Here is a 22,736-nt window from a genome sequence, read left to right as displayed (position 1 = left end):
TGATGCGCACCTCGCAGATCGCCCCGCCGCCGCGGCTCCTGATGGGCCCCGGCCCCATCAGCGCCGACCCCCGCGTGCTGCGGGCCATGTCAGCCTCGCTGCTGGGCCAGTTCGACCCCGCGATGACGGCGCTCATGACCGAGACCCAGGGCCTGTACCGCGAGGTGTTCCGCACCCGGAACGAGGCGACGCTCCTGATCGACGGCACCTCCCGAGCCGGCATCGAGGCCGTACTCGTCTCCCTCCTCGAACCCGGAGACAAGGTTCTGGTCCCGATCTTCGGCCGCTTCGGCCACCTCCTGGTCGAGATCGCCGAGCGCTGCGGCGCCGAGGTGCACACGCTCGAGACCGAGTGGGGGCAGGTCTTCCCCGCCTCCGCCATCGAGGACGCGGTCCGCACAGTCCGCCCGAAGCTCCTCGCCGTCGTCCAGGGCGACACCTCCACCACCATGAACCAGCCCCTCGAGGAGCTCGGCGCGATCGCCGCGAAGCATGGCGCGCTGCTGTACACCGACGCGACCGCCTCCCTCGGCGGCAACGACCTGTACGTCGACGAGTGGCGGATCGACGCCGCGACCGCGGGCCTGCAGAAGTGCCTCGCCGGCCCCTCCGGCAGCTCACCCCTGACCCTCTCCGACCGCGCCGTCGAGGTGATCGGCGCGCGGCGTCACGTCGAGGCCGGGATCGCCGACGGCACGGCCGGGCGCGGCACCCGCATCCGCTCGAACTACTTCGACCTCGCGATGATCCTGGACTACTGGGGCGAGCAGCGCCTGAACCACCACACCGAGGCGACGAGCATGCTCTACGCCGCCCGCGAGTGCGCGAGCCTGCTGGTCGAGGAGGGGATGGACGCCGCCGTCGCCCGCCACCGCCTCCACGGTGCCGCCATGGCCGCCGGCATCGAGGGCCTGGGGCTCACCCTCTTCGGCGACCAGACCCACCGCATGCACAACGTCCTCGCCGTCACGATCCCGGACGGCATCGACGCCGACGCCGCCCGCGCCGCGATGCTGGACGACTTCGGCATCGAGATCGGCACCAGCTTCGGACCCCTGCACGGCAAGGTCTGGCGCATCGGCACGATGGGCTACAACGCCCGACGCGACGCCGTGCTCCTCACCCTCGCGGCGCTGGAGCAGGTCCTCCGCGCCGGCGGAGTCGACGTCGTGACCGGTGGCGGCGTCGGCGCGGCCCGCGAGCACTACGAGGGCGCGGGGGAAGGCGCGTCCGACGGGGCCGGGCAGGTCGGCGCGGCTGGGCAGGAGGGCGCGGCCGACGGGGCTGCCGCCGCCGTCGCGGGGGCCGCGCGATGACCGCCGACGCCACCACCCCCGCGAACTCTGCGACCCCCGCGAGCACCACCACCCCAGCCCTCTCCGCCGCAACCCTCGAGGCCGCCGCGCGCATCATGGCCGACTGCGACCGGCTCGCCGCGATCTCCGCCCTCGAGGACGGTATCGAGCGCACCTACCTCACCCCCGAGCACGCCCGCCACAACGCAGTCGCCGCCGAGCTCATGACCGCCGCCGGGATGCGCACCTGGCAGGACGCCGCCGGGAACCAGCGCGGACGCCTCGAAGGCTCCCGCCCGGGCCTGCCCGCCCTGGTCCTCGCCTCCCACCTCGACACCGTCCCCGACGCCGGCCGCTACGACGGCATCCTCGGGGTGCTCCTCGCCATCGAGACCGTCGCAAGGCTGAAGGACCGCGCGAGCGAGCTTCCCGTCGCCCTCGAGGTCGTCGCCTTCGCCGACGAGGAGGGCACCCGCTTCGGCGCGACGCTGCTGGGCAGCAGGGCACTCGCCGGCACCTGGGAGCAGGACTGGTTCGCCCTCGAGGACAAGGACGGGATCACCATGGCCGAGGCGTTCACCCGCTTCGGCCTCGACCCCGCCCACATCGCCGACGCGGCACTCTCCCCGGACGAGATCGCCGGCTACCTCGAGGTCCACATCGAACAGGGCCCCTACCTCGAGGCCGCGGACCGGCCCCTGGGCGTCGTCACCTCCATCGCCGGCGCCCGCCGCTTCACCCTCACCATCCTCGGGGAGGCCCGCCACGCCGGCGGCACCCCCTACGACCGTCGGCGCGACGCCCTCATCGGCGCGAGCCGCGCGGTGTTGGACATCGAGCAGATCGCGCGCGAGCGCGGCGCGATCGCCACCGTCGGCCGGTTGCAGGCCTACCCGGGCGGGGTGAACGTCGTGCCCGGTCGGGTGGAGATGTCCCTGGACCTGCGCGCCGAGACCGACGAGCTGCGCGACGCGGTGCTCGAAGAGACCCTCGGGAGCATCCGCGGCTTCTGCACCGAGCGCGGCCTCAGCCTCGAGGTCGAGCAGATCCACGAGGCCTCCGCCGTGCCCTGCGCCCCGCACCTCATGGACGCCGTTCGCACCGGGATCCGCGCGGTCGGCGATGATGCCGTCGGCGATGATGCGCCGCTCGAGCTGTTCTCCCGCGCCGGCCACGACGCGATGGCCATGGCGGCCCTCACGGACATCGGCATGCTCTTCGTCCGCTGCGCCGACGGGATCAGCCACCACCCCGACGAATCCGTGACCACGGAGGACGTCGCCGCGGCGCTCGACGCCTTCGAGGCCGCGACCCTCGCCGCGGCAGGGAGTCGTGCCGGCGGAAGTCCTGTCGACGGGAGTCGTGCCGGCGGGAGTCCTGTCGACGGAAGTCCTGCCGAGGCGAGTCCTGCGACCGGGGATCCTGCGGAGGAGAGTCGATGAGCGCCGCGATCCGCGTCCTCCCGTCGGCCGGCCTGCGCGAGATGCCGCGCCGCGAGGTGCGCATCGACGCCCGCATCGAGGCGAAGTACGCCGAGCTCACCCCGCAGGAGCGGCGGATCTGCGACTTCCTGCTCGAGCACCTCGGCGACCTCGCCGTGTTCAGCGCCGCGGACATCTCCCGCGAGACGGGGTGTCCAAGGCGACCGTCAGCCGGCCTGACGTCGAGTCGGCTCCTACGGGCTGGACCAGTGCCTGGACCTGGTCGAGGAGGCGCTCGCCGCGCCTGGTGAGGGGCTGGGGGAGTCGGCCGACGGGGCTGCCGGCGGGGCCGGCCGGGCGGCTGACGGGATCGACTCGGCCGACGGGGGCGAGCCCGCGCTCGGCCCAGACTGGGCCGTCGGCACGGGGATGGCGCTGTCGATGCTGGACACCGTCCCGCCGCGCGGCCACTTCTCCCACAGCCGCCTGGCGCTCCGCCCGGACGGCACGATCGAGGTGCGCATCGGCACGGCAGAGTTCGGCAACGGCACCACCACCGTGCACGTCCAGCTCGCCGCCGCCGCGCTCGGCTGCACCCCCGACCGGCTCACGATCCTGCAGTCGGACACGTCGCTGGTCGGTCACGACACCGGGGCGTACGGCTCCGCGGGCACCGTCGTCGCCGGCAAGGCGACGCTCCACGCCGCGCAGAAGCTGTTCGGGATGCTCGCCGAGCAGGCGGCCGCGCTCGCCGGGGTGGTGACGGCCGACGAGAGCGCTGCCGCCGGTGGCCTCGCGCCTGGCGGTGGGCACGTTGCCGGCGGTGGCCCCGCGCAGGACTGGACGGGTGAGGCCGCGGGCCTCCGCTACGGCCCGACCGGCACCCTCGTCACCTGGGAGGACATCGCCGCCAGCGCCACCGACGACGCACCCCTCGAGGCGGAGGCGCACTGGGACGGCTCGCCCCGCTCCGTCGCCTTCAACGTCCACGGGGTGCGGGTCGCCGTGCACCGCCGCACCGGCGAGCTGCGGATCCTGCGCAGCGTCCAGGCGGCCGATGCCGGCTTCGTCGTCAACCCCCTGCAGTGCCGCGGCCAGGTGCAGGGCGGGGCCGCGCAGGCCCTCGGCGCAGCGCTGTACGAGGAGGTGATCGTGGACGACGCCGGGAAGGTCACCACCGACATCCTGCGCCAGTACCACGTACCCACCTACGCGGACGTGCCCCGCACCGAGGTGCTCTTCGCGAACACCAGCGACCGCCTCGGCCCGCTCGGCGCGAAGTCCATGAGCGAGAGCCCCTACACCCCGGTCGCCCCCGCGCTCACCAATGCGGTCCGCGACGCGGTGGGCGTGCGGATGACCTCGCTGCCGATGAGCCGCGACCGGCTTTATCTGGCGATGAAGGCCGCGGGCGTCGTGCCCGGCCGACCCGCCTGAGCGCGCCCGGGAGCGCTCGCCCCTGGAACGGCCGACGGGCCGACGCGCGCGGCCTCGTCGGCCGGCCCGTCGGCCCGTCATGGACCGGGCCCGAGCGGTCAGCTCGCGTGCACTCCGGTGCCGCGGGCGTTGTAGAGGGTCGCGCCGCCGCCGCCGACGAGGTCGCGGTAGTCGGCGAGGACCTCGACCGCCTCCTCGCGCAGCACCCCGGTCTCCACCTCGATGCCGCGCTCGGCGAAGCGCCCGATCCAATCCTCGGGCATGGGGCCCTCGTCGAAGCCGGTCAGCTCCTCCACCTCGGGTCCGTCCACGGCGATGACAAGGCGCTTCACCCCGGACCACATGGTCGCGCCGTAGCACATGACGCACGGGCGGGCGTTGACCCACAGCTCCAGCGGCGCCGCCCCCGCTGCGCCCAGATCCCAGGTGCCGCGCCGCGCCTGGGCGAGGGACAGGGTGGTGACCTCGGCATGCATGGAGGAGAGCCCCGAGGCCAGCACCCGGTTCACGCCGGCGGTGACGATCTCACCGCTGGCGGGGTCGCGGACGAGCGCGGCGAAGGGTCCGCCGCCGCCCTCGCGCATGTTGCAGTCCGCGAGCCGGTTCAGCAGCCGCATCAGCACGGTGCGCGCCTCCTGCCCGTCCCCGACCGGGCCGTGCCCGAGCGCGGCGACCTCCTCGTCCACCCACACCGGCATCGACGCGCCGAAGGAGGTGACAGGTGAGGTGGGGTCGGAGCGGTGCTGCGGGGCCATGGGTGCCTCCCGGCGGAGCGCGGGCCGTGGTGGTGACGGCCTGGTGAGTGGGTGCGTGGGGTGGTCGGAGGGGCGGGAGCCGATCCGTCCCTCCGACCGCGGCCAGGCTAGGCGCGGGATGTGTCGACGGTGTTTCGGTGAGGCACGAGATCGTGGCGAGCTCCGCCCAGGTCGATCCCGGGTCAATCCCGCGACCGCGCTGAGACCCGTCCGAGACCTGGCCGAGACCTGCCCGGGCCCCGTGTTACGCCCCCGAAACAGGAGCGCACCGCTTGCGAAACAGCCGTTCCATAGCGTGGCCGCCATCGGATGACCTGTTGCGGAGCACTCGCTGCGCAGGAGCTCCTGCGCAGCCCGGTCGCGGCCCCCGTCGGCCGCCCCGGACCCCACGCGCCGCACGGTCCCCGATACCGCGCAGGACCACCGCGCGGACGAGAACCAGTGGAAAGAAGCGCCCTCGATGAACCGCCGTCCTGCCGCACCCGCCGCGCTCCCCGGAGTCACCGCCGCGCCCTCCCGCCGACTGCTGCTTGCCGGCGCGCTCGCCGCCCCCGCCCTCGCCCTCGCGGGCTGCTCCGGGTCGGCCGACGGCGCGAGCGCGGGCGGCAGCCTCGGCACCCTCGAGGTGAACCAGAACTGGATCCGCACCACTGAGTTCGCCGGCGAGTACTTCGCGGACTCCCGCGGCTACTACACCGACGCCGGCTTCGAGGAGGTCACCCTCATCCCCGGCGGCCCCTCCGGGACCTCCTCGGAGGCGATGGTGCTGTCCAACTCGGCACTGGTCGGGATGACGACCCCGCTGGCGGCCGGGTCGATGGTCGCGGGGGAGGAGGCGCCGCTGGTGCTGCTCGGTGCGAAGTTCCAGCGCAACCCCTTCACCATCTGCTCCACCTCCGCCACCCCCATCACCACCCCCGCCGACCTCGTCGGCAAGCGGATCGGCGTCGCCACCGGCACCAACGAGGTCCTGTTCGACGCGCTCCTCGAGGTCAACGGCATCGACCCGGCGGACGTCGAGCGGGTCACCGTCCAGTTCGACCCCCAGCCGCTGATCAACGGCGAGGTCGACGGCCAGATCTGCACCCTGACCAACGAGGCGATCACCGTCTCCCTCGCCGGGCTCGAGGCTGTGAACCTGCCGCTGGCCGACAACGGCCTGCCCTTCGTCTCCGGCGCCTTCGTCACCACCCTCCAGAACGTCGCCGAACGGCGCGAGGAGCTGAAGGGCTTCCTCGCCGCCACCGTGCGCGGCTGGAAGGACGCCCTCGCCGATCCCGAGGAGTCCGCGCGCCTGGCCTACGAGGAGTACGGCGCGGACCTGGGGCTCGACCCCGAGAAGGAGCAGCGCCAGGCCGAGGCCCAGAACCAGCTCGTGGTCAGCGACGAGACCGACGCGAACGGCCTGTTCACCATCTCCGACGAGCTCGCCGCGAAGAACATCGAGCTCCTCGCGCTCGCGGGGCACGAGGTCGACCAGGCCTCCTTCTTCGACCCGACCCTGCTGCAGGAGGTCTACGAGGAGAACCCCGACCTGCTCCCCGCCTGACCCCTCCCACGCACTGGCCCGCTAGCACCGCCACCCCTGATCCGGCACCCCCGAAAGGGCACCAGAATGACCGCGCAGAGCACGCCCCGCCCCACCCCCGAGCTGCCCCGGGCCGGCGCCACCGGGATCGACCTCCAGGGCCTGTCCAAGACGTACACCTCCGGCCGCAAGCCCGTGACCGCCTTCACCGACACCGACCTCGCCACGGACCGCGGCGCGTTCCTGTCGCTGCTGGGCCCCTCGGGCTGTGGCAAGTCCACGATCCTGCGGATCCTCGCCGGGCTCGAGACCCCCACGGCCGGCACCGCCCTCGTGGACGGGATGAGCCCCGCCGAGCTGCGGGCCAGCTCCCGCCTCGGCATCGCCTTCCAGGACTCGGCCCTGCTGCCCTGGCGCACCGTGCGCGGCAACATCCGCCTCGCCCTCGAGGTCGCCGGGAAGCTCGAGAACGAGCCCTACATCGACGACCTCCTGGACCTCGTGGGCCTGCGCGCTTTCGAGAACGCCAAGCCCGGCCAGCTCTCCGGCGGCATGCGCCAGCGCGTGTCCATCGCCCGCGCGCTCGTCGTCAAGCCCGAGGTGCTGCTGCTGGACGAGCCTTTCGGGGCGCTGGACGACATGACCCGTCAGCGCCTGAACCTCGAGCTGCTGCGCATCTGGACAGAGAAGCCCGCCACCACCCTCATGGTCACCCACGGCATCTCCGAGGCCGTGTTCCTCTCCGACCAGGTCGCCGTCATGAGCGCACGGCCCGGGCGCATCGTCGAGGTGTTCGACGTGGACCTGCCCCGCCCCCGCACCCCCGAGATGATGCGCACCCCCGAGTTCCACGCCCTGTGCGACCACGCCTCCGAGGTCCTCTTCGGCACCCCCACCGCCGCACTGCCCGAGAGCGCCTGAGACGGGACGGAGACGCACCCCATGACCACCTCGACCGCCGCCGCGGAGAAGAACCCCGCCCCCGCCGCCCCGCCCCGTCGGCCGCGAAGGCCGTTGCCCCGCTGGGCCCTCGGCGCGCTCGGCACGCTCGGCGTCATCGCCGTGTGGTGGCTGCTCGCCGCGACCGTCCTGTCCGGGGCGGGCGCCGCCCAGGGCGGCGCGATCCCCACCCCCGGCGCCATCGTCGCCCAGTTCGCGGCCGACGGATGGAGCTACTACTCCCGCAACGCCTCCGTCACCCTTGCCGAGGCCGGCCTCGGCTACCTGGCCGGGAACGCGCTGGCCCTGCTGCTCGCCGGAGTGGTGATGGTGGTGCCCGCGCTCGAGCGGATCATCACCCAGCTCGGCGTGATCAGCTACTGCCTGCCGCTGGTCGCGATCGGCCCGATCATCTTCATCGTCCTCGGCCCGCCCACCTCCGGCGCCCCCTCCGGCACCGCCGTGGTCCTCGCCGCCCTGTCGGTGTTCTTCACGACCCTGGTCGGCTCCATCCTGGGCCTGCGCAGCGCCGACAAGGCGGCGCTGGACGTCATCACCGTGTACGGCGGCACCCGCCTCACCCAGCTGCGCAAGGTCCAGATCATCTCCGCCCTGCCCAGCGTCCTGAACTCCCTGAAGATCGCCGCGCCCGGCGCGCTGCTCGGCGCGGTGCTCGGCGAGTACGTCGGCGGCGTGGACCGCGGGCTGGGGCCGGCGATGGTCAACGCCCAGCAGTCCCTCGAGATCGAGCGCGTGTGGGGCGTCGCCCTCGTGTGCGGGCTCCTCGCCGGCGGCGCCTTCGCCGCCCTCGCGCTCCTCGCCCGCTTCGCGACCCCCTGGGCCGCCGGCACCGAAGGAGGCAGGTCCTGATGACCCACGCCCTGAAGTCCCTCTCCCGCTCCACCCTCGGCGTCGCGATCTCCCTCGCCGTGGTTCTCGCGATCTGGGCCGGTGGCCTGCGCCTCCTGGACGTCTCCAGCTTCATCGGCAAGGGCCCGCTGGACGTGTTCGGCTACCTGGCGCTCGACGAGGACGCCGCCGCCCACCGCGCCGCCGTCGCGGACAACCTCACCATCACCCTCGCCGATGCGGCGATCGGCTTCGTCGCCGGGCTCGCCCTGGCGCTGGTCGCCGCGGCGGCATTCACCCTGATCCGCGGCGTGGAGGACGCGCTGCTGCCCATCGCGATGCTGCTGCGCTCCGTGCCGCTGGTCGCCATGGCCCCGATCCTCATCCTGATCTTCGGCCGCGGCACCGCTACCGTCGCCGCGATGGGCGGGATCGTGGTGCTGTTCCCGGCACTGGTCACCATCGTGCTCGGGCTGCGCTCCGCGTCCCCGGCGATGGTGGACGTGGTCTCCGTGTTCGGAGGCTCCAAGGTCGCCGCGTTCCGCAAGGTCGCCCTGCCCGCCTCGCTGCCCGCCTTCTTCACCGCGCTGCGCATCTCGATCCCGGGCGCGCTCACCGGCGCGCTGCTGGCCGAATGGCTCGCCACAGGCCAGGGCATCGGCTACCAGATCGTCTCGGATGTCTCCCGTGCCCGCTACGAGAGCGTGTGGGCGTCGGTCGTGGTCGTCACCGCCGCATCCCTGCTCCTCTACGGCATCGTCTCCGTGCTCGAGCGGCTCGTGCTGCGCCGCATGGGCCAGACGGTCTGAGCCCGTGGACCTCTCGACCGTCGAGGAGGTGCTCGCCACCGCCGATCCCGACGACTTCCGCGACGGGGACGCCTGGCTCGGCGGCGGCACGGTCCTGTTCTCCTACGGCAGCGACCGCCTGCGCCGCCTGCTCGACCTGCGCAGTGCCGACTGGGAGCCGTGGGAGCTGTGGGAGAGCAGCCTCGAGATCTCCGCGACCTGCACCATCGCCCAGCTCTACGCCCTCCCCGGCAGCGAGGCGCCCTATGGCGTGCTCCGCCCCGGCACGACTGCGCAGGCACGGGCAGGCGGGTTCCCGAGCGCCGAGGAGTGGCCCGCCACCGCGCTCATCCGCCCGTGCTGCGACGCGTTCGTCGCCTCCTTCAAGATCTGGAACACCTCCACCGTGGGCGGCAACGTCGCCACCGCCCTGCCCGCCGGGCCCATGACCTCTCTGCTCGCAGGCCTCGACGCCGACGCGCTGCTGTGGGCCCCGGGCGGCGGCGCGCGCCGCGTCCCAGTCGCGCAGCTCGTGATCGGCGACGGCCGCACCGTGCTCGGCCGCGGGGAGCTGATCCGCTCCTTCCTTATCCCGCGCGCCGCCCTCGAGTCCCGGGCGGCGTTCCGGCGGCTGTCCCTGTCGAACCTGGGCCGCTCCGGCGCACTGCTCATCGGCCGCGACCTGGGCGATGGACGCCTGCGCCTGACGATCACCGCCGCGACCGTGAGGCCCGTGCAGCTCGAGGTGCCGCTCGGCGCCGGGGAGGCGGAGGTGGCGGGACGGGTGGAGGCTGCGCTGCCGGCCCGGCTCCTCCACGACGACATCCACGGCCTGCCCGAGTGGCGGCGCGACATGTCCGTGCTGCTCGCCCAGGAGATCGTCGCCGAGCTCAGCGCCCCGCCCGCCCCGGTGCGGGAGGCGGCGCATCCGCTCGAGGGCGCGGGCGGGCACCTGCGCTGAACGGGCAGCTGCCGGGGCACCTCGGCGCGCGTCGTCCCGCGACGCCCCGGCCCCGCACGACCCCGTCGGCCGACCCCCGAACGACCCGACCCCCAGGAGACCCCTCATGCCCCACGCCCCGTGCGACACCCTGATCCACTCCGCGCACCTGGTCGTGGACCGCGGGCGCGAGCTGCCCGGCGGCTGGATCGCGCTCACCGCCGGGCGGGTCGCCGCCGTCGGCGCGGCCGACGAGCCCGCCCCCGAGGCGGCCGAGCGGATCGACGCCTGCGGGCGCCTGGTCACCCCGGGGCTCATCAACACCCACCACCACATGTACCAGAACCTCACCCGCGCCTACGCCCCGGCGATCAACGGGTCCCTGTTCGACTGGCTGACCGCGCTGTACCCGGTGTGGGCGCAGCTGGACGTCGACGACATCGAGATCTCCACCTACATCGCGATGATCGAGCTGCTGATGGGCGGCTGCACCACCAGCTCCGACCACCTCTACGTCCACCCCCGCCCCGGCTTCGTCGACGCCCAGGTGCGCGCCGCCCGCGAGGTCGGGATGCGGTTCGTCGCCACCCGCGGCTCCATGACCCGCTCCGTCGAGGACGGCGGCCTGCCCCCGGCCTCCGTCGTCCAGGACCACGACGCGATCATGGCCGACGCCGAAGCAGTCATCGCCGCCCACCACGACCCGGCTCCCGGCGCGATGATTCGGATCGCCCTCGCCCCGTGCTCCCCGTTCTCCGTGTCCGAGCGGATCATGGTCTCCTCCGCCGAGCTGTCCGCGCGCACCGGCGTGCGCCTGCACACCCACCTCGCCGAGGACCACGACGAGGACGACTACTGCGCCGAGGTGTATGGCTGCCGCCCCGCCGAGTACCTCGAGCGGGTGGGCTGGGCGGGGGAGCGCACCTGGCTCGCCCACTTCATCTACCCCAGCGAAACCGAGGTCGCGCGGCTCGGCCGCGCCGGCGTCTCCGCCACCCAGTGCCCGAGCTCCAACATGATGATCGGCCACGGCACCATGGACGCTCTGCGCTGGAAGGAGCTCGGGATGACCGTGGGGCTCGGCTGCGACGGCTCCGCCTCCACCGACAGCGCCTCGCTGTGGATGGAGACCCGCAACGCCCTCCTGCTCGGCAGGCTCCGCAACGGCCCCGCCTCCATGCAGGCCCGCGACGCCCTGGATCTCGCGACCCGCGGGAGCGCGGCGTGCCTCGGCTGGGAGGACGAGATCGGGCATCTGCGTCCCGGCGCCTGTGCGGACCTCGTGGTGTGGGAGACCCATCCCGTCGCGCTCGCCGGCGCCCTCACCGACCCCGTCGAGGGCTGGCTGCGCACCGGTCCCGCCCGCGCCTGGCACACGCTCGTCGCCGGAAAGGCGCTGGTGAGGGATGGGGAGCCGGTCGCACCCGCGCTCGGCGAGATGCTGTGCGCGCATCGGCGGTCGGCCGAGCGGCTGCAGGCGGCGGCGCTGGGGTGAGGGGGTTCGGGTGATGAGGTGGGGCGGCCGACGGGGCCTGGAACACTGAGCCCATGAGCGCTGCTGCACCGACGCGGCCCTGCGGCGTGTTCGCGGGCCTCGCGACCCTGGACGTCATCCACCGCATCCCCGCGTCGCCCGGGGTGAACCAGAAGATCACCGCCACCGCCCAGTTCGTCGCCGCCGGCGGACCCGCCGCGAACGCCGCCGTCGCTTTCGCCGCCCTGGGCGGGCGGGCCGTGCTGCTCACCGCGCTCGGCACCGGGCCGATCGCCGAGACCATCGCCGCCGAGCTGCGCGGCGTGGGCGTCGAGGTCGTGGACGTCGCCCCGGACCTCGTGGAAGCGGCGCCGGTCTCCTCCGTCGCCGTGCTCGAGACGACCGGGGAGCGGTCCGTGATCGGCGGCGACGCCGCCGGCCTGGTCGTCCCGGCGCCCGATCCCGCGCAGGTGCGGGAGCTCGTGGGGCCTGCCGACGTGGTGCTGCTCGACGGCCACCACCCCGCCCTCGCCCAGGCCGTGCTCGCCGAGGCGCGGGTGCATGGACGGCCGACGGTGCTGGATGCGGGACGCTGGAAGCCCGTGATGGAGGACCTGGTGGGCGGCGTGAGCGACGTGGTCGCCTCCGCCGACTACCGCACGCCCGGCGCGGAGACCTCCGAGGAGACCGCCGCGGAACTGCGACGCCGCGGCGCGGAGGTGGTGGTCGTGACCGCCGGCGCCGATCCCGTGCGCTGGTGGGCGGGGGAGCGGAGCGGCGAGGTGCCGGCCGTGCAGGTCGAGGCGGTGGACACGCTCGCCGCGGGGGACGTGTTCCACGGCGCGTATGCGCACGCGCTCGCCGAGGGTGCGGGGATCGAGGAGCGGATCCGCGTGGGGGCGGAGGTCGCGGCGGTGAGGGTGTCCCGGGGTGGGGCCGCGGGGGTGGATCGGGGAGGTGGGGGTGCGGGGGTGGGCCGTGCGCGGAAGAGGGATATCCGGGCCATGACAGTAGATAACTGTCATGGGATGGATATCGCGCACTGACCGGACCCACCCACCGCGCCCCAGCAACCCCGGCTACCCTGCAACTGTCGGCCACTGCAGGCCGGCGACCTCGCGCCCACAGTCGCCGCGCGAGGCTCCTCGACCGTCAGGACCACCGTTGGAACAGATCACCGTCGCCGGCCATCCCGAGCCCGTCGCCGTCTCCGAGATCGCCGCTCGCCAGCTGCGCGAGCGGCTCGACGCCGTGCGCGAGCAACGCGGAGCGGACGCGGCCGACCACCTCGAGCAGCTCGTCGGCCAGCGGATCGGCATCCTGCTCGCCGCCGGCACCCCCAGCATCGACGTCGCCACCATGCGCTCGATCGTGAACTACGTCGAGCTGCCCGCGGAGGAGGAGACCCCCGCAGGCCTCGGCCGCACCCTCGAGAACCTCCGCGAGAAGCTCTCCCAGCGCGGCGGCCTCCAGAACATGGGCTGACCGCCTCCGCCCCTCCTTCCCCGACCCTGACCGCTCACCGCCGAGCAGAGAGAGCGAGGACCCCAATACCCTGCAGAACGTCCCCGCCTTCGTCCTGGACGCCGCCGGCGCCGAGGACACGCCGGGCCTCGACCGCCTCCGCGCCGACCATATCGACGTCGCCGCCCCGAAGCCCGGGGAGGTGCTGGTCGACGTCGCCGCCTGCGGGGTCTGCCACACCGACCTCCACGTCATCAAGGACGAGGTCGCCTTCCCGACGCCCGCCGTGCTCGGTCACGAGGTCTCCGGAATCCTCGCGGCCGTGGGGGACGGGGTCACCCACGTCAGCCCGGGTGACCGTGTGGCCTGCAGCTTCATCATGCCGTGCGGCACATGCCGCCACTGTGAGAAGGGCCTCGAGGACCTCTGCGAGACCTTCTTCCAGCAGAACCGGCTCGCCGGCCACCTCCACGACGGCACCACGCGATACACCCGCGGTGGCGAGGACATCGCCATGTACTCCATGGGTGGCCACGCCCGCACCTGCGTCGTCCCCGCTCGCGCCGTGTTCCCGCTGCCGGACGGCGTGCCCCTGCACGAGGCCGCGATTCTCGGCTGCTCGCTGTTCACCGCCCACGGCGCCGTGCGCACCGTCGCAGACGTGAGGCCCGGCGAGAGCGTCGCCGTGGTCGCCACCGGCGGCATCGGGCTGAGCATCATCCACCTCGCCCGCGCCGCGGGCGCCGAGCGGGTCATCGCCGTGGACATCGACGACGCGAAGCTCGAGCTCGCGCGCGAGCTCGGCGCGACCGACAGCATCAACTCGCTCAGCGTCGATCCGGCCGACGAGGTCCGGCGCCTCGTCGGTCACGGCGTCGACGTCGCCTTCGAGGCCCTCGGGTCCGTGCGGACCGTCCAGCAGGCCGTCGATCTGCTGGACGACGGCGGCCGCGCCGTCCTCGCCGGCATCGCCCCGGCCGGCCAGACCCTCGACGTGGACATCGCCAAGGTGGTGCGCCGCAAGCTGCGCATCCTCGGAACCTTCGGCGCTCGTGCGTCCACCACCATGCCCGAGGTGATCCGCCTGGCCGAGGAGGGCAGGATCGACCTGGGCACGCTCATCACCCACCGCTTCGCCTTCGACGAGATCGGGCAGGCGTACCGGATGTTGAACGACCGCGAGATCCGTGGGCGGGGGCTCGTGGTGACCCGGCCCGAGCTGAGCTGAGCCGGAGCCGCCCGAGGCGCAAGGTGGATCCGCGGCGCACGCCCCGCGTCAAGGACCTGCCGTGGATCCCGTTCGCGTCGGGGGGTGCTTGTCGAGCACCGCGACCCGCCTCCGACATGGCGAGCTGACCTGCGCAGATATCGATCCTCTCGTCCGTCGGCCGCTCTGGCAGCGCCCGTGATCGGCGCCACAGAAATTTGACGCCCTCGTTTCGCCACGTGTCAAAGTCGTAACCGACGACCGCCGTGGGTCGACGGCAGCACGCCCGCCGCGACTTCCGACACCCGTCTCCCGCATCCCCGATCCAGGAGTAGACGTGTCCCGTCACATCGCCCCCCTGAACCCCACCCGTCGCGGCTTCGGCGCTCTCGCGCTCGGTGCCCTGGCGACCGCCGGCACCGCCTCGGTGCTCGGCGCCCCCTCGGCGCAGGCGGCCCCCGCAGCCTCGGCCGCTCCCGCCGCCCCGACCGCGGACGGCCCCCAGCCCACAGTGCACACGCAGCAGGCCCACGACCCGATCACCAGCGACTTCCACGCCCGCTGGACCCGTGCGGACGCCCGCCAGATCATGCGCACCCAGAACGACCCCGACGTGGCGCGCGGCGAGAACTCGATGCCCGAGTCGATCACCATGCCGGAGATCCCCAGGGACTTCCCGATCATGACCGACGAGGTGTGGGTCTGGGACACCTGGTCGCTGACCGACGAGTACTCGAACCAGATGAGCTACAAGGGCTGGGACGTCATCTTCTCCCTCGTCGCTCCCCGCGAGATCCCCTTCGACGAGCGCCACTGGAGCGCCCGCATCGGCTACTTCACCCGTCCCTCGACCGCGGATCCCGACGACGCCTGGACCTACGGCGGCTACCTCTTCGAGGACGACACCTCGCTGTCCAACACCGAGTGGTCCGGCTCCGCCCGTCTCATGCAGGGCAACAAGGTGCGCGTGTTCTACACCGCCACCACCTTCGGTGAGAAGCGTCCCGGCACCCCCGGCAAGCCGGCCGTCCTCGCCACCGTCGAGGGTCAGATCAAGGCCACCAAGGCCGGCGTGAGCTTCTCGAAGTTCGGCGAGCACCTCGAGATCGCGGAGCCCGACGGCACCTGGTACCAGACCCAGGAGCAGAACCCCTACTTCTCCTTCCGCGATCCCTTCACCTTCGAGGATCCGGCGCACCCGGGCGTGACCTTCATGCTCTTCGAGGGCTGCGGCGCGGGCGTTCCCGGCACCGCCGAGACCGACGCGACCGTCGAGGACCTCGGCTACGTCGAGGGCGACCCGTTCGCGGAGACGGTCGACGAGGTCAACGCCAAGGGCGTCCAGTGGCAGCGTGGCAACATCGGCTTGGCCTGGGCGGACTCCAAGGACCTCACCTCCTGGACCATGCTCCCCCCGATCCTCACCGCCTACGGCGTGAACGATCAGACCGAGCGCCCGCAGATGATCATCCAGGACGGGAAGTACTTCCTGTTCACGATCTCCCACCAGTTCACCTACGCGGCGGACCTGCGTGGCCCCGACGGCGTCTACGGCTTCGTGGGCGACGGCATCCGCTCGGACTTCCAGCCGCTGAACTCCTCCGGCGTCGTCCTCGGCAGCCCCGTGGACCTGAACCTCCCGGCCGACGCCCCCGAGTCGCCCACCGAGGGTCAGAATCCGCGCCAGTTCCAGGCCTACTCGCACTACATCCAGCCCGGCGGGCTCGTGCAGTCCTTCATCGACAACGTCGAGGGGCGCCGCGGCGGCACCCTCTCGCCCACGGTGAAGGTGGACCTGGACGGCGCCACCGCGACCTCCGCGGTGGACTACTCCTTCGGCGACAACGGCCTCGGCCCGTACGCCTACATCCCCACCAACAAGCGCAAGGGCGGGGTCGGTCACTACAAGTGATCGGCAGCCTGCGCCGCGGCCCCCGGGCTTGACGGCCCCCGGGCTTGACAGCCCCTGGGTCTGTTGGCGCAGGACTCGCAGCACAGCGACGACGGCGCGGTGTCGCCCCCGAGCAGGGGCGGCACCGCGCCGCGGTGCGTGCGGGGTGCCCGCCCGGTGCTCTCTCGAGGTGCCCGCGGTGCCCGCGCGACGGGCCGCGGGTCGGGTCAGTGCTCGCGCAGGCGCAGCCCTGTGAACCGCGCGGTTCCGCCCGCCGCGTGCAGGCGTACGTGCTCCTCCCCGGGGGAGGGGTGGACGGTCATCGAGGCGACGGTGCGGCCGTCGTCGAGGAACACCTCCACGCTCTGCGTGTCCACGAGCACCTGCAGATGCGCGGAGCGGGCGTCCGGGGCGATCGGGGCGACCGCCGCGGTCCGCCCCGCGAAGGGCTCTGCGTCGCCGTCCTGCGCGATCGCGCTGCCGCTGCGGTCCACGCGCAGCTGCCCGCCGCCGAGCGTGATCCGGGTGCCCCGCGAGCCGTTCGCGGACCCGACCACGGTCACCGCCGCCTCGGCCCCGTCATCCCAGCTCACGTCCATCTCCAGGCCGAACGCGCGCCCCAGTGCACCGAGCTCGACCAGGCCCTCGGGCTCGGCGTCGGCTCCTGAATGCTCGGCCCCTGAACCCTCGATCCCTGAACCGTCGGACGCGCTCTCGCCGGACGCCCCGGCGGCGACCTCCTGGTCCGCGAGGTCCGGCGCGGCGGTCGCGGTCGCCGCGAGCGCCGGCACCGGGGCCGAGACGAGGGTGAGCGCGTCGTCGGCGTCCCGCACCAGGCGCACCTCGCGCACCACTGAGTACTGGCCGTCGTAGCCGTCGGAGGCCGCCGTCGCGGAGGCCTCGCGCGCGTAGGCCCAGTTGTTCATCCAGCCGATCGCGTGGCGCACGTGCTCCGGGTCCTCGACGGACGGCCACGTCACCGCGGCGTACCAGTCATGGCCCCGGTCCAGCCAGCGCGGTGCGGGCTCCGTGGGCGTGAAGCGCTCGCCGTCCCAGTCGCCCACCCAGTACGCGTAGTTCGTCGGCTCGCCGGCACCGCTGCCGTCCAGGCTCGCGCCGAGCACCCAGTGCGCGGTGCCGTCGTCCGCGGTGAGGGGAAAGAGGTCCGGGCACTCCACCCCGCCGAGGTCCGGACCGTCGGGGTCCTGATCGCGGTAGGCGAAGTCGGACCGCGACTCCCAGGAGCGCAGGTCCGGCGAGGTCCAGAAGGACACGCGATGGTCGCGGCCGAGGGCGCACACCCACTGCCCCCGCTCCGCGTCCCGCTGCAGCTTCGGGTCGCGGAACCACGAGGCCTGGGCGAGCTCCTCCTCGGTGCGGGCGTCGCGGCCGTCGGGGTTCTCCAGCACCGGCTCGGCCTCCAGGGCGAAGGTCGCGCCGTCCGACGAGGAGGCGAGGTACTGCTCCTGCAGCTCGGCCCGGCCGTCGGTGGGACGGGTGGTCAGCGCGATCAGCGTCCCGGCGCCGAGCCCCGCGGTGTCCTCCTCGTCCACCACGGCGGAGCCGCTCCACACGTCCACGCCGTCGGCGCCGGTCAGCGCCGTGCCCTGGTGGGTGAAGGCGACCAGGTCCGTGCTGGTCCAGTGCGTCCACGAGGTGGGGCCGGGGACGGTGTCCTCGGCATGGTGGAGCCCGTAGAGGTGCAGGGTGTCCCCGCTCCGCACCGGGCGCTGCGGGTCGCCGATCCACCCGGAGGGGGCGGTGAGGTGGAAGCGCGGGCGGAGGCTCGCGGCCTCCTCGTCGGCCGCCCCGTCCGGCGCGTCGTCGCTCGGTCCGCCGTCGTCGGCGGAGGGCTCCGGGGCGTCCTCGTCCCGGGTGCAGGAGCTCGCCGCCAGTGCGAGCGGGCCGAAGGCGACTCCTGCGGCGGTGCGCTGCAGGAGGGAACGGCGGGTGGGGCGGGTCATGGCGGCTCCGAGGCGAAGGGGTGGGATCCGTGCGCCTCCTCGCGCGATCTCCCGACCGTAGCGAAGGGCGCGGGGGCGGCACCACCGGGTGTGAGGGGAGCCGCGCGGCGACGGTCCGACCACGCTCGTCGCCTACTCTGGGGGAGTGACCACCGCCGCTCGTCGCCGCCCCACCTCCGCCGATGTCGCCGAGCGCGCCGGGGTGTCCCGCGCGACGGTCTCCATGGTGCTGAACGGTCGCACCGAGGGCACGGTCTCCGAGGCGAACCAGCGCAGGGTGCTCGAGGCCGCGGCGGAGCTCGGGTACACCCGCTCCGCCGTCGCGATGTCGCTGAGGGAGCGCCGGACCCGCACGATCGGACTGATCAGCGACGAGATCGCGACCTCCCCCTGGGCCGGGCGGATGGTGCGCGCCGCGAACCAGGCCGCCGCCGAGCGCGGCTACATGGTGCTCGCTGCGGACCTCTCGCGGCGCGAGGCGACGATCGAGGCGCGGTGCGGATGCTCGCCGAGCGGCAGGTCGACGGGCTCGTCTACGGCTCGATGGGCCGCACCCGTATCGCGCTGCCCGTCCTCCCGCCGGACATGCCGCTGGTGCTCATGAACTGCGAGGAGGGGGACCTGGAGGCACCCGCCCCCTGGACGGCCGCCTCCCCGCCCGCGGTCATCCCCGACGACGTCCAGGGCGCCCGCCGGGCCGCCCGACGCCTGCTCGAGGTGGGACACCGCCGCATCGTCATGGTCTCCGGAAAGGACCATTCGGTCGCGACCCGTGAGCGCGAGGAGGGCTTCGCCGCCGAGATCACCGCGGCCGGTCTCGTGCCGCGGATCGTCCGCGCGGGCTGGGAGATGGACGACGGCCACCGCGCCGGCGCCGCCCTGCTGGCCGAGGACGAGCCGCCCACCGCCCTCTTCTGCATCCGCGACCGGGTCGCCGCCGGAGCGATCCACGCCGCCGCGCTCGCCGGGGTGCGCGTGCCGGAGGACCTCTCCGTGATCGGCTTCGACGACGAGGACTTCTTCGCCGAGGTGCTCACCCCACCGCTGACCACGATCGCCCTGCCCCATCAGGAGATGGGGCGGCGCGCGATGACGATGCTGCTCGACCTCGTCGAGGGCGCCGGGTCGCACGTCGGGGCGGGCGGCGGCCCGGGCGGGTCGGCCGACGGGATGGTCGGCGGGTCGGCCGACGCGACAGCCGATGCGACGGCCGACGCGACAGTCGACGCGACGGCCGACCGCACCGCCGACGAGCAGCGCGCCCGCGTCGTCGTCGTGGAGTGCCCGCTCGTCGAGCGCAGCTCGGTCGCCCGCGCTCCGGAGGCCTGAGCCGCTGAGGCCCGCGCCCCTGAGGCCGGCGCCTCCGAGGCCCGCGCCCCGGAGGCCCGCGCCCCGGAGGCCGGCGCCCCTGAGGCCGGAGCCGTCGGGCCGTCGCACCTCGGGACGTGAGCCGTCCGGAGGCTCGGCACGCCGGTCCGCGAACCGCCGTCGGCAGGCCGCGGTGGAGACCGCCCTGATCCGCACCATCTCCACCGCCATGAACGCCACGCTCCCCTCCCTCGCCCGCTACGCCGCCCTCGGCGTCGCCGCGGTGTCCGGCATGGCGATCGCGGACGTGCTCGCCTTCACCTTCCACTGGAACGAGTTCTTCCGCCTGCTGATCTTCATGCTCTCCGAGAAGAACTACGCACTCCCGCTCGGAGTCGTCGCACTGCAGGGGAACCTCGGCACGGGCTCGATCTCGGTGGTCCTCGCAGGCGTGATCCTCTCGATGATCCCGGCCGTGGTCGCGCCAGTCCGGCACATCGCGTCCGCATCTGTGTCGTCGCCATACCGAGGAGGGCAGGCGTTCTCCCCGTGCGATCGGCGGCGGGTCGCGTGACCGGATGCGCGTCGCGTGTGGACACGCCGCGATGCATGAGGTACCTTCGGCGCCACGCACTAGACAACGTTGTCACCCGAGGGAGGGACCGCAATGCGATGCAGCAGGAACCGGTGCCGCCCCGCCGCGCTGACGATTCCCGATGGAGGGAACCTCCCATGCCTCGCACCAACGCTCCTCGTCGCTCGCTCCGCGCCCTGTGCGTCGGCGCCGTCGCCGTTCTGACCCTCGGGCTGGGCTCGACGCACGCCCTCGCCGACGGCGCCCCCGGCACCGAGCCCTACCGGCCCGGGTACCACTACACGCCGGAGCGGAACTGGATGAACGACCCCAACGGGCTGGTCTTCCACGACGGTCTCTACCACCTCTACTACCAGTACAACCCCGAGGGCAGCCGGTGGGGGAACATGTCCTGGGGGCACGCGACCAGCCCGGACCTCATGACCTGGACCGAGCAGCCCCTGGCCATCGGTCAGACCTTCGATGAGCAGGGGCGGAGCATCGAGGACATCTTCTCGGGCTCGGTGGTCGTGGACCACGGCAACACCAGCGGTCTCGGCATCGACGGCGAGGATCCGCTCATCGCGCTGTACACCAGTGCGTACACGAGCGCGCATCCCGAGCGTGCGGGTCAGCAGGCCCAGTCCCTCGCCTACTCCACCGACGGCGGGTTCACCTGGGAGAAGTACGCGGGCAATCCTGTCGTCGATCGCGGATCGGCGAACTTCCGCGACCCCAAGGTGTTCTGGTACGAGGGCGCCACGCCCGCGGAGTCGCACTGGGTGATGGTCGCGGTCGAGGCCACCGAGCACAAGGTGGTCCTCTACACCTCCGATGATCTGCTGACCTGGGAGCACGCCTCCGACTTCGGGCCGGCCAACTCCGTCGGCGGTGTCTGGGAGTGCCCCGACCTCTTCGAGCTCCCCGTGGACGGGAACCCCGAGGAGACCCGGTGGGTGCTGGTCGTGAACCTCAACCCCGGTGCCGTGGCCGGGGGCAGCGGAGGGCAGTACTTCGTCGGCGACTTCGACGGCACCTCCTTCACCGCCGAGAACATCGTCGACGAGGTCCCGGTGCCGGAGGGTGACGTGCTGTGGGACTTCGAGGGCGGTGACTTCACCGGCTGGGAGGTCACCGATCAGGACGGTCGGCCCACCGAGGACGGGCCGTTCGGGAACGCACCGGCGACCGGCGCCCTGAGCGGTCAGCAGACCGTGAGCGGGTTCGTGGGGGAGGGGCTCGTGAACTCGTTCCACGGCGGCGACGCACCGGTGGGGTCGATGGAGTCCGCGCCGTTCACCGTGGAGCGGAGCCATCTCTCCTTCCTCGTCGGCGGCGGGAACAACCCTCGCCGCGAGGGCACGAGGCTCGACTCCGCACCGCCCGCCGGCACGCTGCTGTGGAACGGCTTCGAGGCCGCCGACGGCGCCGCGACCCTCGCGGATCTCGGGTGGACCGGCAGCGGCGACCTCGCGGCGGAGGACAGCCCCTCGCCCGACGGCGGGGAGGGTGCGATCGGCGCGATGCGGGTGAACACCTGGACCGGCGGCCCGAAGGGCGATGACAACATCGGCACGCTCACCTCCCCGCAGTTCGTCCTCGACGGCGCCCACCTCAACATGCTCGTCGGCGGAGGCGGACGCGAGGAGGACCCCGAGCAGACCCTGGAGGTGCAGCTCCTGGTCGACGGCGAGGCGGTGCGTCGGCTCACCGGCCCGTCCGACGGGCTGCTGAACTGGCGCAGCTGGGACGTCTCGGATCTCCAGGGCCGCACCGCGCAGCTCCGTGTGGTGGACGAGGCGACCGGGGACTGGGGCCACCTGACCCTCGACCACGTCGTGATGGGCGACGAGATCGCCCTCCCGCAGAGCACTGAGACCACGGTCAACCTCGTCGTCGGCGGCGAGGTGGTCCGCACCGCGACCGGCACGGACAGCGAGAGCCTGGACTGGACCAGCTGGGACGTGCGCGAGTTCGCAGGACAGCAGGCGCGCCTCCGCATCGTCGACAACAAGAGCGGCGGCTGGGGCCATGTGCTGGTCGACCACGTCGTCGCCACCGACGGGCCCGTCCCCTCGACGCTCGAGAGCTATCAGTGGCTGGACCGGGGCCGCGACTACTACGCGTCCGTCTCCTACTCCGACGCGCCCGACGGCAGGCGGATCATGCAGGGCTGGATGAACAACTGGCTCTACGCGGGCGCGGTCCCGACCTCCCCGTGGGTCTCGTCCATGACCCTTCCGCGCGAGGTGACCCTGACCCGCACCGCCGACGGGATCGAGCTCGCCCAGGCGCCGGTCGCGCACGCCACCGATGCGCTCATCGCGGAGTCCGCGAGAACGGTCTCCAGAGCGACCGTCGACGACCGCACCGCGCCGCTGCGTGTGCGCGGACAGCGCCTCGGCGGGGACATGATGCGCCTGGACGTGCGCCTGGACCCCGGCACGGCGAAGCGCGCCGGGGTGGTGGTGCGAGCCTCCGACGGCTTCGCCGCCGATCCGTCGAAGAGCGCCGACGGGGCGGAGGGCACGCTCGTGGGATACGACGCCGAGAGCGGGAAGGTGTTCGTGGACCGCACGCGCTCCGGCGCCGTCGGCTTCCACGACGACTTCGCCGGGCGCGTGGACGCCCCGGTCACCCGGGAGGCGGACGGCACGGTCTCGTTCAGCGTCTGGGTGGACCGCTCCTCCGTGGAGGTGTTCGCCGCGGGCGGGACCCGCACCCTCACCGAGCTCGTCTATCCCGATCCCGCCTCCCAGCAGGTGCTCGCCTTCGCCGAGGGCGGCCGGGCGAGAATCCTCGAAGCGACGGCGACCCCGGTGGCGCAGACCATGTTCACCGACGGGACCGGGGTGACGGGACCATGACCGCCCCGCAGCCACCCGGACCGGGACGACCGAGC

At 73.3% G+C, this 22,736-nt stretch carries 18 protein-coding genes and 2 pseudogenes; 18 read left to right on the top strand and 2 right to left on the bottom strand.

Annotation, left to right across the window (positions count from 1 at the left end):
- The first annotated feature begins 2 nt into the window (after positions 1–2).
- The 4 genes and pseudogenes from HNR70_RS11945 to HNR70_RS11930 all read left to right on the top strand — a co-directional run.
- The gene (locus tag HNR70_RS11945) at positions 3–1,316 is read left to right on the top strand and encodes a (S)-ureidoglycine--glyoxylate transaminase (protein WP_184325854.1); all 1,314 of its coding nucleotides are present in this window, start codon (positions 3–5) and stop codon (positions 1,314–1,316) included.
- Positions 1,313–2,737 (top strand): allantoate amidohydrolase, encoded by a 1,425-nt coding sequence (locus HNR70_RS11940; protein ID WP_184325853.1) that lies wholly within the window; start codon positions 1,313–1,315, stop codon positions 2,735–2,737. The genes HNR70_RS11945 and HNR70_RS11940 overlap by 4 nt, the downstream gene beginning before the upstream one ends.
- Positions 2,734–3,027, top strand: coding sequence for a hypothetical protein (locus HNR70_RS11935; protein ID WP_184325852.1), 294 nt, complete (start codon positions 2,734–2,736; stop codon positions 3,025–3,027). The genes HNR70_RS11940 and HNR70_RS11935 overlap by 4 nt, the downstream gene beginning before the upstream one ends.
- Positions 2,966–4,153, top strand: a pseudogene (locus HNR70_RS11930) (xanthine dehydrogenase family protein molybdopterin-binding subunit); the annotation flags it as partial. The gene HNR70_RS11935 and the pseudogene HNR70_RS11930, both read left to right, overlap by 62 nt.
- A gap of 98 nt (positions 4,154–4,251) precedes the next feature.
- On the opposite strand, the gene HNR70_RS11925 reads toward HNR70_RS11930, so the two are convergent.
- Positions 4,252–4,908, bottom strand: a complete 657-nt coding sequence (locus HNR70_RS11925; RefSeq protein WP_184325851.1) for a nucleoside deaminase — start codon at positions 4,906–4,908, stop codon at positions 4,252–4,254.
- A 460-nt stretch (positions 4,909–5,368) separates the two neighbouring features.
- On the opposite strand from HNR70_RS11925, the gene HNR70_RS11920 reads away from it, so the two are divergent.
- From HNR70_RS11920 to HNR70_RS11875, 10 genes are all read left to right on the top strand, one after another.
- Positions 5,369–6,457: an ABC transporter substrate-binding protein gene (locus tag HNR70_RS11920; RefSeq protein ID WP_184325850.1), complete on the top strand. Its 1,089-nt coding sequence runs from the start codon at positions 5,369–5,371 to the stop codon at positions 6,455–6,457.
- Positions 6,458–6,523: 66 nt separating this feature from the next.
- Positions 6,524–7,357, top strand: coding sequence for an ABC transporter ATP-binding protein (locus HNR70_RS11915; protein WP_184325849.1), 834 nt, complete (start codon positions 6,524–6,526; stop codon positions 7,355–7,357).
- Positions 7,358–7,378: 21 nt separating this feature from the next.
- Positions 7,379–8,245, top strand: coding sequence for an ABC transporter permease (locus HNR70_RS11910; protein WP_184325848.1), 867 nt, complete (start codon positions 7,379–7,381; stop codon positions 8,243–8,245).
- Entirely contained in the window at positions 8,245–9,033 is a 789-nt protein-coding gene (locus tag HNR70_RS11905; protein WP_184325847.1) for an ABC transporter permease, read from the top strand. The genes HNR70_RS11910 and HNR70_RS11905 overlap by 1 nt, the downstream gene beginning before the upstream one ends.
- A gap of 4 nt (positions 9,034–9,037) precedes the next feature.
- Complete coding sequence (locus HNR70_RS11900) at positions 9,038–9,973, top strand: FAD binding domain-containing protein (RefSeq protein WP_184325846.1); 936 nt, start codon at positions 9,038–9,040, stop codon at positions 9,971–9,973.
- 106 nt (positions 9,974–10,079) lie between these two features.
- Entirely contained in the window at positions 10,080–11,447 is a 1,368-nt protein-coding gene (locus tag HNR70_RS11895) for an 8-oxoguanine deaminase (RefSeq protein ID WP_184325845.1), read from the top strand.
- A gap of 53 nt (positions 11,448–11,500) precedes the next feature.
- Complete coding sequence (locus HNR70_RS11890) at positions 11,501–12,472, top strand: PfkB family carbohydrate kinase (RefSeq protein WP_246375214.1); 972 nt, start codon at positions 11,501–11,503, stop codon at positions 12,470–12,472.
- A 118-nt stretch (positions 12,473–12,590) separates the two neighbouring features.
- Positions 12,591–12,911 (top strand): hypothetical protein, encoded by a 321-nt coding sequence (locus HNR70_RS11885; RefSeq protein WP_184325844.1) that lies wholly within the window; start codon positions 12,591–12,593, stop codon positions 12,909–12,911.
- A gap of 181 nt (positions 12,912–13,092) precedes the next feature.
- Entirely contained in the window at positions 13,093–14,118 is a 1,026-nt protein-coding gene (locus HNR70_RS11880) for a zinc-binding dehydrogenase (protein ID WP_221421130.1), read from the top strand.
- A 316-nt stretch (positions 14,119–14,434) separates the two neighbouring features.
- Positions 14,435–16,009 carry a glycoside hydrolase family 68 protein gene (locus HNR70_RS11875; RefSeq protein WP_312857652.1) on the top strand — a complete coding sequence of 525 codons (1,575 nt, stop codon included), beginning with the start codon at positions 14,435–14,437 and terminating at the stop codon, positions 16,007–16,009.
- Positions 16,010–16,215: 206 nt separating this feature from the next.
- Here HNR70_RS11875 and HNR70_RS11870 read toward each other — a convergent pair whose 3' ends face one another.
- Complete coding sequence (locus HNR70_RS11870) at positions 16,216–17,952, bottom strand: glycoside hydrolase family 32 protein (RefSeq protein ID WP_184325843.1); 1,737 nt, start codon at positions 17,950–17,952, stop codon at positions 16,216–16,218.
- Between the two features lie 145 nt (positions 17,953–18,097).
- Here HNR70_RS11870 and HNR70_RS15970 point away from each other — a divergent pair, with 145 nt between their 5' ends.
- From HNR70_RS15970 to HNR70_RS16260, 4 genes and pseudogenes are all read left to right on the top strand, one after another.
- Positions 18,098–18,556: a LacI family DNA-binding transcriptional regulator gene (locus tag HNR70_RS15970; protein WP_312857651.1), complete on the top strand. Its 459-nt coding sequence runs from the start codon at positions 18,098–18,100 to the stop codon at positions 18,554–18,556.
- Positions 18,454–19,281, top strand: a complete 828-nt coding sequence (locus tag HNR70_RS11865) for a substrate-binding domain-containing protein (protein ID WP_246375213.1) — start codon at positions 18,454–18,456, stop codon at positions 19,279–19,281. The genes HNR70_RS15970 and HNR70_RS11865 overlap by 103 nt, the downstream gene beginning before the upstream one ends.
- Positions 19,282–19,540: 259 nt before the next feature.
- Positions 19,541–19,834: pseudogene (locus HNR70_RS11860) on the top strand (hypothetical protein); the annotation flags it as partial.
- Between the two features lie 158 nt (positions 19,835–19,992).
- Positions 19,993–22,701 (top strand): glycoside hydrolase family 32 protein, encoded by a 2,709-nt coding sequence (locus HNR70_RS16260; RefSeq protein ID WP_184325842.1) that lies wholly within the window; start codon positions 19,993–19,995, stop codon positions 22,699–22,701.
- Positions 22,702–22,736 lie beyond the last annotated feature (35 nt).

Source organism: Brachybacterium aquaticum (assembly GCF_014204755.1).
Lineage (GTDB): Bacteria > Actinomycetota > Actinomycetes > Actinomycetales > Dermabacteraceae > Brachybacterium > Brachybacterium aquaticum.
This window is presented reverse-complemented; position numbering and strand designations above follow the sequence as displayed.